The following is a 13,838-nucleotide window of genomic DNA, read 5'->3' on the forward strand; positions in this document are numbered from 1 at the left end:
TTGCTCGCGAAAGCGGCCTATCAGCAACAAAATCATTGGCTGACACACCGCTTTCGCGAGCAAGCCCGCTCCCACATTGGAACGTCGTTTGTCTTGATATAGAGACAAGACTCGAAAATCAATCACAAAAATCTTTAAATATCCATATATATCAATTAGTTACGAACTTGGCACAATTCCCGCTATAGCCCCTTCCTACAGCTTTACCCCACAACAATAACAATCCGATGGAGACACACCATGAGTGTGATCATTGCCCTGGCGGCGCTTGCGCTGCTGATGCTGGCTGCCTACCGTGGCTACAGCGTCATCCTGTTTGCCCCCATCGCCGCCCTCGGCGCCGTCCTGCTCACCGACCCTTCCGCCGTCGCCCCTGCGTTTACCGGGGTGTTCATGGAAAAAATGGTCGGTTTTATCAAACTGTATTTCCCGGTGTTCCTGCTCGGCGCGGTGTTCGGCAAGTTGATCGAGCTGTCGGGCTTTTCGCGCTCGATCGTGGCAGCGGCCATCCGCTTGCTCGGCACCCGCCAGGCAATGCTGGTGATCGTGCTGGTCTGCGCCCTGCTGACTTACGGCGGCGTGTCGTTGTTCGTGGTGGTGTTTGCGGTGTACCCGTTTGCCGCCGAGATGTTCCGCCAGAGCAATATCCCCAAGCGCCTGATCCCGGCGACCATCGCCCTGGGCGCGTTCTCGTTCACCATGGACGCCTTGCCCGGCACGCCGCAGATCCAGAACATCATCCCCAGCACGTTCTTCAACACCACCGCCTGGGCCGCGCCCTGGCTAGGCTTGATCGGCACGATCTTTGTGTTCTGCGCCGGCATGCTGTACCTGGCACGCCAGCGCAACAAGGCCCAGCGTGCCGGTGAAGGCTATGGCACCGACTTGCGCAACGAGCCGGAAACCGCCGAAGACCTGAGCCTGCCCAACCCGTGGATCGCCTTGTCACCGTTGATTCTGGTGGGGGTGATGAACCTGCTGTTCACCCACTGGATCCCACAGTGGTATGGCAAGACCCACAGCCTCGCGCTGCCGGGCATGAGCGCGCCGGTCACCACGGAAATCGCCAAGCTCACCGCCATCTGGGCGGTGCAGGCCGCGTTGCTGGTGGGGATCATCATGGTCCTGGTGTTCGGCTTTTCGGCGATCAAGAGCAAGCTGGCCGAAGGCAGTAAGAGCGCCGTCAGCGGCGCCCTGTTGGCGGCGATGAACACCGCGTCGGAATACGGCTTCGGTGCCGTGATCGCCTCGCTGCCGGGGTTCCTGGTATTGGCCGACTGGCTCAAGGGCATCCCCAACCCGCTGGTCAACGAAGCGATTACCGTGACCCTGCTGGCCGGTATCACCGGCTCTGCCTCCGGCGGCATGAGCATCGCCCTGGCGGCGATGTCCGAGAGCTTTATTTCGGCAGCCCATGCAGCCAATATCCCCCTGGAAGTGCTGCACCGCGTCGCAGCCATGGCCAGCGGCGGCATGGACACCCTGCCGCACAATGGCGCGGTGATCACGCTGCTGGCGGTCACCGGGCTGACCCACCGCGAAGCCTACAAGGATATTTTCGGCATCACGATCATCAAGACCCTCGCGGTGTTCGTGGTGATCGGTACTTTCTACGCCACCGGCATTGTGTGAGGTTTTCATGACGACATTGAACGGCAAGACCGCCCTGGTCACCGGCTCCACCAGCGGCATCGGCCTGGGCATTGCCCTGAGCCTGGCCAAGGCCGGCGCCAACCTGATCCTCAACGGTTTCGGCGATGCCAGCGCGGTGATCGCCCAGGTGCAAGCCTTTGGCGGCAAGGTCGGCCACCACCCGGCCGATGTCAGCGACCCGGCGCAGATCGCCGAGATGGTCGCCTACGCCGAGCGCGAGTTCGGCGGTATCGACATCCTGGTCAACAACGCGGGCATCCAGCATGTGGCGGCGGTAGAGGACTTTCCAGTGGAGCGCTGGGATTCGATCATCGCCATCAACCTTTCATCGGTGTTCCACAGCACGCGCCTGAGCCTGCCGGGCATGAAGGCCAAGGGCTGGGGGCGGATCATCAATATCGCCTCGGTACACGGCCAGGTCGGCTCGGTAGGCAAGGCGGCGTATGTCGCAGCCAAACACGGCGTGATCGGCCTGACCAAGGTCGTGGGCCTGGAAACCGCCACCAGCAATGTGACCTGCAACGCTATCTGCCCCGGCTGGGTGCTGACGCCGCTGGTGCAAAAACAGATCGATGATCGCATCGCCGCAGGCGTTGACCCGCAGCAGGCCCAGCATGACCTGCTGGCCGAGAAGCAGCCGTCATTGGAATTCGTGACCCCACCGCAACTGGGCGAACTGGTCCTGTTCCTGTGCAGCGAGGCCGGCAGCCAGGTGCGTGGCGCGGCGTGGAATATCGATGGCGGTTGGCTGGCCCAATAAACCCACCCTGCGCACAACGCCGATCCAAATGTGGGAGCGGGCTTGCTCGCGAAAGCAGTGTGTCAGTCAACCTATTCATTGCTGAACCAGCGCTTTCGCGAGCAAGCCCGCTCCCACCTTGGGATCTTTGCAGTGTCAAACATCTGCGACAAGAACAAGAGACGAGCCTATGTCCGACATCCTCTGGCAACCCAGCCCGGAACGCATCCACAACACCCGGATGGACCAGTTCCGGCGCTTTATCAATGATCGCCACGCGTTGCAGATCAACGATTACCCCACCCTGCACCAATGGAGCATCGACCAGCGCCCGGCCTTCTGGGCGGCGATTGTCGAGTTTTTCGAGGTGCAGTTCCGTACGCCACCCAGCACCGTGCTGGTGGAAGGCGCGCAGATGCCCAGTGCCCAGTGGTTCCCCGGCGCTACCCTGAACTTTGCCGAGCACCTGCTGCGCCGCCGCGATGAGCACCCCGCCGTAGTCGCCATCGGCGAAGACGGTCAGCGCGAACAATTGACCTATGCCGAACTGGCTCGCCACGTCGCCGGCCTGCAGCGCAGCCTGCAAGCGGCCGGCGTGGGCGTGGGCGACCGGGTGGCGGCGTGCATGCCCAATACCTGGCAAACCCTGGTAGGCATGCTCGCTACCACCAGCCTGGGGGCGATCTGGTCTTGCTCCTCGCCGGATTTCGGCACCCAAGGGGTGATCGATCGCTTCGGCCAGATCGAACCCAAGGTGCTGATCACCTGCGCCGGTTATCGCTACGCGGGCAAGCTGATCGACCAGAGCGCCAAGCTCAATGAAATCCTCGACCGCCTGCCGTCCCTGCAACAACTGATCATCGTGCCCTACGCCCGGCCCGAGGCGCGTGTCGACGACTACCAGACCCAGGCCGAAGTAACCCTGTGGGGGGACTTCTACCGCCCAGGCGGCGAACCGCAGTTTGCCGCCGTACCCTTCGACCATCCGCTGTACATCCTCTACTCCAGCGGCACCACCGGCGTGCCCAAGTGCATCATCCACGGCACCGGCGGCGTGCTGCTGACCCACCTCAAGGAGCACGGCCTGCACGCCGACCTGTCGCGCGACGACTGCCTGTTCTACTACACCACCTGCGGCTGGATGATGTGGAACTGGCTGGTTTCGGTATTGGCCATTGGCGCCACGGCGGTGCTGTATGACGGCTCGCCGTTTCACCCCGGGCCAGAGCGTCTGATTGACCTGATCGACCAGGAGCGCATCAGCGTGTTCGGCACCAGCCCGAAATTCCTCGCCACCCTGGAAAAGGCCGGCCTGCAACCACGCCTCAGCCACGACCTGGGCAGCCTCAAGGGCCTGATCTCGACCGGCTCGCCGCTCTCGCCCCAGAGCTACGACTATGTGTACCGCGAGATCAAGCAGGAGCTGTGTCTGTCGTCGATGTCGGGGGGCACCGATATCGTCTCCTGCTTCGTGATCGGCAACCCCGTGCTGCCGGTAAGGCGCGGCGAGATGCAATGCAAGAGCCTGGCGATGGCGATCGAAGTGTGGGACGACCAGGGCCGGCCGCTGATTGGCGACAAAGGCGAACTGGTGTGTACCCGGCACTTCCCGGCCATGCCCATCGGCCTATGGAATGACCCCCACGGGGACAAGCTGCGCGCCTCGTATTTCAACCAGTTCCCCGGCGTGTGGGCCCAGGGCGACTATGCCGAACAACGGCCCAATGGCAGCCTGCTGATCCATGGCCGTTCGGATGCGGTGCTCAACCCGGGGGGCGTACGCATCGGCACGGCGGAGATTTACCGCCAGGTAGAAAAAGTCCCGCAGGTCCTGGAAAGCCTGGCCATCGGTCAACGCTGGCAGGACGATGTGCGCGTGGTGCTGTTTGTGCGCCTCAATGACGGCGAGCACCTGGACGCCGCCCTGGAACAGCAGATCCGCGAGGTGATCCGCGCCAACACCACGCCGCGCCACGTGCCGGCAAAAATCCTCGGCGTCAGTGATATTCCACGCACCATCAGCGGCAAGATCGTCGAGCTTGCGGTAAGAAACGTCGTACACGGGGAACCGGTGAAAAACACCGATGCCCTGGCCAACCCCGAAGCCCTGGAGCAGTTTCGCAACCGGCCGGAGCTGGGATAAAAAGATGAAAGGTTTCAGCATCAATGCACTCATTTGAAGATAAACCCCTCAAGCATGCTATTTTTCGAGGGGTAGTCAGCCGTTTCCGCAGCACGGGATAATCGGCTTCTGTCATTCTTCAAGCGTTACGCGCGGGACACTTACATGAACGGATCACCCACCGGCAGCCAGGCCGCGGCCCTGATCGCACGGCTGGACTGGGCCACAAGCCCCCTCGGTGATGCCAGCCACTGGCCGCAAAGCCTGCGCACGGCAATCGATATTGTCATCCACTCGCCGATGCCAATGTTGTTGCTGTGGGGCGACGAACTCACGCAAATCTACAACGACGGGTTTGCCCTGCTGGCCGGCAACAAACACCCCCAGGCTTTCGGCCAGCCGACACACGCGGTCTGGCCGGAGCTGCAACACTTCACCGCGCCGATCTACAGCGCCGTATTGACCGGCCAGGTGCGCACCTTCAGCGAGCAGCGTTTTGTCCTGCAGCGCAACCACCGCGATACGGAAATCTGGCTGGACCTGACCTACAGCCCGATCCGCGACGAACGTGGCCGGGTTGCCGGGATCCTGGTGACCGCCATTGAAACCAACGAACGCCGGCAACTGGCCGAGGAGCTGCAGCAACGTTCCGAAGCCAGCCTCAAGGCCCAGCACAACACCGAGCAGCGCTTGCAACTGGCCCTGGCCGCCACCGACGCGGTGGGCACCTGGGACTGGGATATCAGCGAAGACAACTTTATTGCCGACAGCCATTTTGCCCAGCTGCACGGGGTCGATCCGCTCAACGCCCACCAATTGCCCATCAGCGACTACCTGCAAGGCGTGCACCCGGAAGACCGTGGCATGGTGGCGCGCAGCATCAAGCATTGCATTACCCATGGCACCGAGTACGCCGAGGAATATCGCCTGCTCCAGGCCGACGGCCAGGTGCGCTGGGTGTTTGCCCGTGGCCGCTGCTACAAGGATCATCATGGCCGGCCGGTGCGCTTTCTCGGCGCAGCGCTGGACCTGACCGAACGCAAGCACACCGAACAGGCCCTGCGCCAGAGCCAGACCGAGCTGCAACTGATCATCAACGCCATGCCCGTGCTGATCGGCTATGTCGACCACGAAGAACGCTTTCGCCTGAACAACAGCGCCTACCTCGACTGGTACGGCCTGACCCCTCAAGAGCTGTATGGCAAGAGCATTCGCGAAGTGATCGGCGCCGAAGTGTATGCCGGGCGCGCCGATAAAATCGCCGCCGCGCTCAAGGGCAAGGCCTGCAGCTTCATCACCATCTCCCCCCATCGCGATGGCCGGCCCCGGCACGCACTGATGAAGTACCTGCCGCGCTTCAGCGCCGATGGCTCGGTCAATGGCTTCTACATCTTTGTGATCGATGAGACCGAGCGCAAACTCACCGAAGAGGCCCTGCGCCATCTCAACGATAACCTCGAAGAGCGCGTGGCCCAGCGCACCCAGGCCCTGGCCGAGGCCAACCAGCGCCTGCAAAACGAGATGTTCGAGCGCGAGCGCGCCGAAGATGCGTTGCGCCATGCGCAAAAAATGGAAGCGGTCGGCCAGCTTACCGGCGGTATCGCCCACGACTTCAACAATATGCTCACCGGGATCATTGGCAGCCTGGACCTGATGCAGCGCTACATCGCTGCCGGGCGCAGCGATGAGATCGCTCGTTTCACCGATGCCGCCGTGTCCTCGGCCCATCGTGCGGCCGCCCTGACCCACCGCCTGCTAGCCTTCTCCCGGCGCCAGTCGCTGGATCGCCGGCCCCTGGACCCCAATCAGTTGGTGGCGTCCCTGGAAGAGCTGTTCCGGCGTACCAAAGGCGCCCATATCGACCTCAAGGTAAAACTGGGCAACGACATCTGGCCGGTGAACACCGACGCCAGCCAACTGGAAAATGCCCTGCTCAACCTGGTGATCAACGCCCGCGACGCCATGCCCGATGGCGGGCAACTGAGCATCGAGACAGCCAACAGCTACCTCGACGGCACCGATATCACCACCCTGGAACCGGTCAAGGCCGGCGACTACGTGATGCTCGGCGTATGCGACAACGGCGCCGGCATGACCCCGAAAATCCTGGCCAAGGCCTTCGACCCGTTCTTCACCACCAAGCCCATCGGCCAGGGCACAGGACTGGGGTTGTCGATGATTTATGGCTTTGCCCAGCAATCCGGCGGCCACGTCACGATCCATAGCGAGCCAGGCCGAGGCACCTGCGTGCGCTTGTACCTGCCGCGCCTGCACGGCACCGCACTGGAAAAACCCCAGCCCCAGAGCCCGATGGAAGCTCCAGTGGCGCGCGATGGCGAAGCCGTGGTGGTGGTCGAGGACGATGCGGCGGTGCGCATGCTGGTGATCAACCTGCTCGATGAGCTGGGCTACACCGCCCACCAGGCCGCAGATGCGCGAGCGGCGCTGCCGTTGCTCGAATCCGATCTGCGGGTGGATTTGCTGGTGACCGATGTCGGCCTGCCCGGCATGAACGGTCGGCAACTGGCGGAAATCGCCCGCCAGCACCGCCCCGAGCTCAAGGTGTTGTTCATGACCGGCTACGCCGAAACCGCCGCCGAACGCCAGGGTTTCCTGGAAGACGGCATGGACATGGTGGCCAAGCCATTTTCCATCGACCAGTTGGCCACGAAAATCCGCAGCATGATCGGCGTCAAAGGCCAAGTTGATGCATAATCCCGCGCCTTCAAGCCCGACCGTTGCAAGGTAACTGCCCGATGAAAGCCCAAGCCCGCCACATCCTGGTGAAGACCAGCGAGGAAGCCGAACAGCTCAAGCAGCGTATTGCCAAGGGCGAAGCCTTTGATGTGCTGGCCAAGAAATTCTCCACCTGCCCATCCGGCAAGCGCGGCGGCGACCTCGGTGAAGTGCGGCCGGGGCAAATGGTCGGAGTGATCGATGCGGTGATTTTCAAGAAACCCCTGCGGGTGGTACACGGGCCGATCAAGAGCAAGTTTGGTTACCACCTGGTGCAGGTGTTCTACCGCGACTGACGAACTCAGTGGCAAGCAACCATTGTGGCGAGGGGGCTCGTCCCCCGCTGGGCTGCGCAGCAGCCCCAGTCAGCCTCACCTCGGCCTTTCAGAAACACCGAGGTGACCGGTTTTGGGGCTGCTTCGCAGCCCAACGGGGGACGAGCCCCCTCGCCACAACTAGCCCCATCAGCTCGACTCGTTCAGGGGAAGCAGCGCGCCCGCAACCTGAATAACCCGGCTCGCCAGCCGGTGCCCAGCCAAGGCCGCCTCTTGCGGCGAACCGCCCCTGAGCCGGCTGGCCAGATACGCCGCACTGAACGAATCCCCCGCCGCCGTGGTGTCCACCACCTTTTCGACCACTACCGCCGGCACCACAAAACGCTGGCCGCTTTGGCGAATCAGGCAGTCATCCGCGCCGCGCTTGAGCACCACTTCATCAATCCCCGGATAGGCCGCAAACACCTGATCGCTGTCGGCATAGCCGAACAAGGCACGTTCGTCGTCCTCGGTCAGCAAGGCCAGATCCACATGCTCCAGCACCTGCCGGTAAGCCTCGCGGGCGGCTTCGACACTGGCCCAAAGACGTGGCCGGTAGTTGTTGTCGAACACCACTCTGGCCCCCCGTTGACGGGCTTCGACCAACACGGCCAGTAGGCGTGTACGCCCGACTGCACCCAACACCGCGAGGGTGATCCCGCTCAAATACAGCACATCGTAGCCCGGCAGGGCCGCCAGGATCGGTTCCGCCCCAGGGGTGGTGAAGCAATCGCGCACCGCCGCTTCGTTGCGCCAGTAGAGGAATTTACGCTCGCCATTGGCATCGGTCTGGATGCAGTACAACCCCGGCAGACGGCCCGGCAAGCGCTGGACTCGCTGCAGGCCAAGGCCTTCGGAGGCCCATTGCGCGCACATGGCATCGCTGAAGCTGTCATCGCCCAGGGCGGTGACGTAGTCCACCGTGCTGTCTGCCCCCAGTTCGCGGCGCAGGTAGACGGCGGTGTTCAGGGTGTCGCCGCCGAAGCTCTGGTGCAGGCTGCCGTCGGCGCGGTGTTGCAGTTCGATCATGCATTCGCCGATCAGGGCGATGCGCGGGATTGGCTTCATTTCACAGTTCTCCAAATACACCTGCACTGTAGGAGCGAGCTTGCTCGCGAAAAACGCAAGATCGCCACGGGGTGTCAGACGACCAGCGTTATCGTTGACGATTTTCGCGAGCAAGCTCGCTCCTACAGTGGCCGTAGCCTAGAAGCAGGTATGCAGCGACTCGACCACCTGCAACTGCTCATCCACCAGGCACCCCACCTGCCACTTATCGAACGTCAGGCATGGGTGCGATGTGCCAAACGAGATGATGTCGCCAATCCGCAACTCCACCCCCGCCGCCACGCTCATGAACGCATGCTGGTCCATCACCGCCGTGACTTTGCAGCCGCTCACATCATCGCCCACCGCCGGCAGCACGCCGGCCTTGTAGCGCTTGAGCGGCACCGGCAAGCCGGCGTCGTAGGCCACGTCACGCTTGCCCAGGGCGATAACGGCAAACCCAGGCTCCGGCAATGACTGCACATGGGCCCAGACTTCCAGGGCCGGACGCAAGCCTTCGCTGAGGTCGCTGCGCCGGTCCAATACGCAGCATTGCGCGTCCTTGTAGATGCCGTGGTCGTGGGCCACATAGCTGCCGGGGCGCAGCACGCTGAGGAAGCGCCCCTCGGCATTTTGCGCGGCAAAGGATTCGGCGATCAGGTCATACCACGCAGAACCCGAGGCGGTGATGATCGGCTGGCCAAGGTCAAAGGCACCGCTGTTCTGCATATCCACCGCCAGGCGCACCAAAGACGCGGCAAACTCGCGGATACCGCTGATGGCATGCTCGCCGTGGATCACCCCTTCGTAGCCTTCGATACCGGTGAGCGCCAGGGCCGGTTGGGCCTTGATCGCCCGCGCCAGGTCCAGCACCTCTTGCTCGCTGCGGCAACCGCAGCGGCCGCCGACCACACCGTATTCGATCATCACGTTCAGGCGCAGGCCACGGGCGGCGAAGAACGCGCCCAGGTCAGCCACGTTGTCCGGGTGGTCGACCATGCAATGGAAGTCAAAGCCTGGGTCCGCCAGCAGTTCGGCGATCAACGCCGTGTTCGGCGCGCCCACCAATTGGTTGGCCATCAATACCCGGCGCACACCACCGGCATAGGCGGCGCGGGTCTGCACGGCGGTGGCCAGGGTGATGCCCCAGGCGCCTTGCGCCAACTGACGCTGGAACAGCGCCGGCATCATGCTGGTCTTGCCATGGGGCGCCAGTTGCGCGCCGCTTTTGCTGACGAAGTCCTGCATCCACTGAATATTGTGTTCCAGCGCCGCGCGGTGCAGCACCAGGGCAGGCAAGCTGACGTCGCGTACCAGATGGGCGCCGCTGGCGGCAGCGCCTTTTTCAACGGCATTGAAGACCGGCATGGGATTACTCCGTTTGGCTATTCATTGATACGACGGGCCAGGTTGTTGGCGCTGTCGATCAGCACCCGGCGGTAGTCGTTGTAATGGTTCTGGGCGTCGGCCCGTGGGGCGACGATGCACAGAGTCGCAATGGCGATGCCCTGGGCATCGCGCACCGGCGCGGCAAAGCAGTGGGTAAAGGTGTCGGCGACACTGTCGAAGGAAAAGAAACCATCGAGGCTGGCCTGGCGGATCTGCCCGAGAAAGGTGTCCAGGGGCAGGCGTTGGCCGTCCGGCAGGATGAAGTCATCGGGGTCGATCAGATCGATGATCTGCTGGTCGCTCAAATGCCCCAGCAGCAAGCGCCCGGAGGCGGTCCAGGGGATCGGCGCGTTCTCACCGATATCCGAAGAAATCCGGAAATGCCGCTGGCCCTCGCGCATCAGCGCCACCGTGTACTTGCGCCCGTTGAGCAGGCACATCTGCGCGGTCTCGTGGGTTTGGCGGACAATTTCCTGCAACGCGTGATCGGCCTCACGGGTCAGGTCGAAATGGCGCAAGTGAGCCTGGCCGAGAAAGTACAGTTGGCGGCCCAGGTAGACATGACCGTCCTTGCCCACGGTTTCGAGAATCCGCCGCTCCAGGAGGGACGCGACCAACTCGTAGACCGTGGACTTGGGGCTGCCGATGCCACTGGCAATATCGTTGGGGCGCAGGGGCTGGCCGACTTCCTTGAGAAAATCGAGGATATCGAACGCCCGGTCGAGGCCTTTGGCCCGGCGTTTGATGGTGTCTTCGGTCATGGCAGTCTTCATCGGCATAAAAGGTCCATGTAGGAGCGGCGCTTGTGTGGGAGCGGGCTTGCTCGCGAAAGCGGTGTATCAGTGCCAGATTTGTTGGCTGACACAGCGCTTTCGCGAGCAAGCCCGCTCCCACCCAAACCCAGTCCACTTTGGATTGGAGTGGGCTTTAGATCAGGCATTCAGCCTTTTTTCTTGTAGGCCACGCAATCGATCTCGACCTTGCAGTCAACCATCATGTTTGCCTGCACACAGGCCCGTGCCGGGGCGTGTTCGGGGGTGAAGTATTCGCCGAAGACCTTGTTGAAACTCCAGAAATCCCGTGGGTCTTCCAGCCATACGCCCACCCGGACCACGTCTTTAAGCTCATAACCGGCCTCTTCAAGGATTGCCACCACGTTCTTCATGGTCTGGTGGGTCTGCTCGACAATCCCACCATTGATGATTTCGCCATCCACCGCCGGCACCTGCCCCGACACGTACAGCCAGCCATCCGCCTCCACTGCACGGGCGAATGGCCGGGGTTGGCCACCGCCGGCGGTGCTACCGGCGCCGTAACGAGTAACGCTCATAAAATTGCTCCTTGATTAAAAACGGATATTTTTCAGGAATTGCGCCAGGCGTGGCGGAAGCCGCTTATTCCGCTATACCGGAATATGGTATGTAACAACGGAATAAACAGCAGAAAGTGTGCCACAGCCAGTCCCAGGAAAATATTCAAACGTTAAAGTCGTTTTAAATCACGCACATAAGAAATCGCCACGCCACCGACGCCCCGCCCGCGACAACCCGCGCACTGCTACCGCGCCCCACAATCCGTTGCGATCCGACACATTGGGGTGCGCTACCTGTGAATTCTGACAGTAGACCGCCTGCCCCACCCGGCTTAGGGTTTGGCCACGGACCTGAGAAGGAGACTGTCATGGGACTGATCAACACAGTGATCGATGACGCGGATGCGTATAGACGGGCGCTGCAGACACAACGCACGGTGTTCATGCTCTTTGTATCGCCCCAGTGCCCGGCATGCGGAACGGCCAAGCCACTGTTCAGTAAAGTGGCCAGCCGCTATCGCCGCCAGGCCGCCCTTTATGTGCTCGATACCAGCCAGACGCCTCGGCACCCCGCTGTCACCGGCACACCGACGCTGCTGATACTGAAAAACGGCAGGCTGGTCGAAACACTCAAAGGGTTCGGCCCCTGGGAAACCCAGGAGCAGACCCTGAAGAAAACCTTCGCGCGGCACACCCGTGGCGTGCCGACCAAAAGGGCCAGGCCCCGTTAACCCACAGCGAGCGGGGTCAACAGCACCTGCGTCACCCGCCGCTCCTCCACCGCTGCCACGGTCAGGCGCCAGCCGGCGTGTTCCAGGCTGTCGCCCACTACCGGTAGGCGATCCAACAGGCTCATCACCAGACCGGCGAGGGTCTGGTAATCCTCGGTGGCCATCGCCTGGAAACCGGTGCGCTGGCGGATCAGGTTCAGGTTCAACGCACCGTTGGCGCGGTAGCCGCCCTGCTCTTCGACGATATCCGGGCCTTCTACTTCACTGGCATCCGGCAATTCACCGGCGATGGATTCAAGAATGTCGGTCATGCTCAACACCCCCATGAAATCGCCGAATTCATTGATCACAAAGGCAATGTGCGTCGACTCCTGGCGCATCTGCTCCAGAGCGTTGAGGATCGAGAAGCTGTCGAGCAGGTTGATCGCCCGTCGCGCCAGGTGTTCCAGGTTCGGCTCATTGCCGGCCAGGTACTCCTTGAGCAGTTCCTTCTTGTGCACGAAGCCCAGGGGCTCATCCACCGCGCCGTTACGGATCAACGGCAAGCGCGAGTAGGACGAGTGCATCAGTTTCAGGCGAATGGTCTCCGGATCGTCAGCCAGATCGATGTAGTCCACATTCGCGCGCGGGGTCATCAAGGTGCGGATCGGCCGTTCGGCCAGCTGCAATACGCCGCTGATCATGATCCGTTCGCGGCGATCGAACAGCGGGCCTTGGCTGTTATCGGCGCCATCCAACAGGTCGGTAACGTCCTCACCCACCTCTTCCACCGCCAGGCTGCGGCCACCCAGCAAACGCATGACCGCGTGGGCCGTGCGCTCACGAATCGGCCGCAGGCCTTGCGCGGACTTCTTGCGGCGCGCCCGGGCGATCTGGTTGAACACCTCGATCAGGATCGAGAAACCGATGGCCGCGTACAGGTAGCCTTTGGGGATATGGAAGCCCAGGCCTTCGGCGGTCAGGGCGAAACCGATCATCATCAAGAAGCCCAGGCACAGCATGATCACTGTCGGGTGCGCATTGACGAAGCGGGTCAGCGGCTTGCTGGCCACGATCATTACGCCGATGGACACGATCACCGCGATCATCATCACCGCCAGTTCATCCACCATGCCGACCGCAGTAATCACCGCGTCGAGGGAGAACACCGCGTCCAGCACCACGATCTGCGCCACGATCGGCCAGAACATCGCGTAGGCCGCATTGCCGGTGCGTTCGGTGACATGCCCTTCGAGCCGCTCATGCAACTCCATGGTGGCCTTGAACAACAGGAACACACCACCAAACAGCATGATCAGGTCGCGTCCGGAGAAGCTCTTGTCGAACACCTCGAACAACGGCTGGGTCAAGGTCACCAACCAGGAAATACTTGCCAACAGGCCCAGGCGCATCAGCAGTGCCAGGGACAAGCCAATCAACCGCGCACGGTCACGCTGCTCCGGTGGCAGCTTGTCTGCCAGGATCGCGATAAACACCAGGTTGTCGATGCCCAGTACCAGTTCCAGCACAATCAAGGTCAACAGGCCGAGCCAGGCCGTTGGATCCGCTAACCATTCCATATAGAAGTCTCTGTCTCTTTATTGATATTCAGAATGCCGGGCACAACAAAACGCGGTCCGATGGCCGGGAAAAGGTTAGCAGTCTGAATAGGGGATGCTTCAGCGGGAACGGCGGCAATAGAGGTCTTGGGGAAAGACGACTGGGAGGCTCCGAGAGGGTGTTCATGCAAGTCCTGCAGTGAGAAAAGGACCTTAATCCTACAGCCGAAATACAAATTTCCTACAATTTAAAACTA

Annotated in this window: 11 protein-coding genes; 6 read left to right on the forward strand and 5 right to left on the reverse strand. The window is 62.0% G+C overall.

Translation table 11 applies throughout. The features are described 5' to 3' along the window. Positions 1-240: 240 nt before the first annotated feature. The 5 genes from GDV60_RS15330 (at position 241) to GDV60_RS15350 (ending at position 7,546) form a co-directional block, all read left to right on the forward strand. Positions 241-1,632, forward strand: coding sequence for a GntP family permease (locus tag GDV60_RS15330; protein ID WP_029293751.1), 1,392 nt, complete (start codon positions 241-243; stop codon positions 1,630-1,632). Between the two features lie 7 nt (positions 1,633-1,639). Next, complete coding sequence (locus GDV60_RS15335; protein ID WP_029293749.1) at positions 1,640-2,413, forward strand: 3-hydroxybutyrate dehydrogenase; 774 nt, start codon at positions 1,640-1,642, stop codon at positions 2,411-2,413. 169 nt (positions 2,414-2,582) lie between these two features. Further along, positions 2,583-4,535: an acetoacetate--CoA ligase gene (locus GDV60_RS15340; protein WP_159907987.1), complete on the forward strand. Its 1,953-nt coding sequence runs from the start codon at positions 2,583-2,585 to the stop codon at positions 4,533-4,535. A gap of 144 nt (positions 4,536-4,679) precedes the next feature. After that, on the forward strand, positions 4,680-7,229 hold the full coding sequence (locus GDV60_RS15345) for a PAS domain-containing protein (protein WP_029293744.1): 2,550 nt from the start codon (positions 4,680-4,682) through the stop codon (positions 7,227-7,229). A gap of 41 nt (positions 7,230-7,270) precedes the next feature. Next, a complete protein-coding gene (locus GDV60_RS15350; RefSeq protein ID WP_029293742.1) occupies positions 7,271-7,546 on the forward strand; it encodes a peptidylprolyl isomerase in 276 nt (91 codons plus the stop codon). A 168-nt stretch (positions 7,547-7,714) separates the two neighbouring features. Here GDV60_RS15350 and GDV60_RS15355 read toward each other — a convergent pair whose 3' ends face one another. From GDV60_RS15355 to GDV60_RS15370, 4 genes are all read right to left on the reverse strand, one after another. Next, positions 7,715-8,632: a sugar kinase gene (locus GDV60_RS15355; RefSeq protein WP_159907989.1), complete on the reverse strand. Its 918-nt coding sequence runs from the start codon at positions 8,630-8,632 to the stop codon at positions 7,715-7,717. Positions 8,633-8,770: 138 nt separating this feature from the next. Further along, complete coding sequence (locus GDV60_RS15360; RefSeq protein ID WP_159907991.1) at positions 8,771-9,979, reverse strand: amino acid deaminase; 1,209 nt, start codon at positions 9,977-9,979, stop codon at positions 8,771-8,773. Between the two features lie 17 nt (positions 9,980-9,996). Further along, positions 9,997-10,761 (reverse strand): IclR family transcriptional regulator, encoded by a 765-nt coding sequence (locus GDV60_RS15365; RefSeq protein WP_104912573.1) that lies wholly within the window; start codon positions 10,759-10,761, stop codon positions 9,997-9,999. 179 nt (positions 10,762-10,940) lie between these two features. Next, positions 10,941-11,330 (reverse strand): RidA family protein, encoded by a 390-nt coding sequence (locus GDV60_RS15370; RefSeq protein ID WP_159907993.1) that lies wholly within the window; start codon positions 11,328-11,330, stop codon positions 10,941-10,943. Positions 11,331-11,680: 350 nt separating this feature from the next. Here GDV60_RS15370 and GDV60_RS15375 point away from each other — a divergent pair, with 350 nt between their 5' ends. After that, positions 11,681-12,043, forward strand: coding sequence for a co-chaperone YbbN (locus GDV60_RS15375; RefSeq protein ID WP_029293730.1), 363 nt, complete (start codon positions 11,681-11,683; stop codon positions 12,041-12,043). Here GDV60_RS15375 and GDV60_RS15380 read toward each other — a convergent pair. Then, positions 12,040-13,602 (reverse strand): TerC family protein, encoded by a 1,563-nt coding sequence (locus GDV60_RS15380; RefSeq protein ID WP_029293728.1) that lies wholly within the window; start codon positions 13,600-13,602, stop codon positions 12,040-12,042. The two genes, GDV60_RS15375 and GDV60_RS15380, sit on opposite strands and share 4 nt — an antisense overlap. Between the last annotated feature and the right edge of the window lie 236 nt (positions 13,603-13,838).

This window comes from Pseudomonas sp. DTU12.1 (assembly GCF_009873475.1).
Lineage (GTDB): Bacteria > Pseudomonadota > Gammaproteobacteria > Pseudomonadales > Pseudomonadaceae > Aquipseudomonas > Aquipseudomonas proteolytica.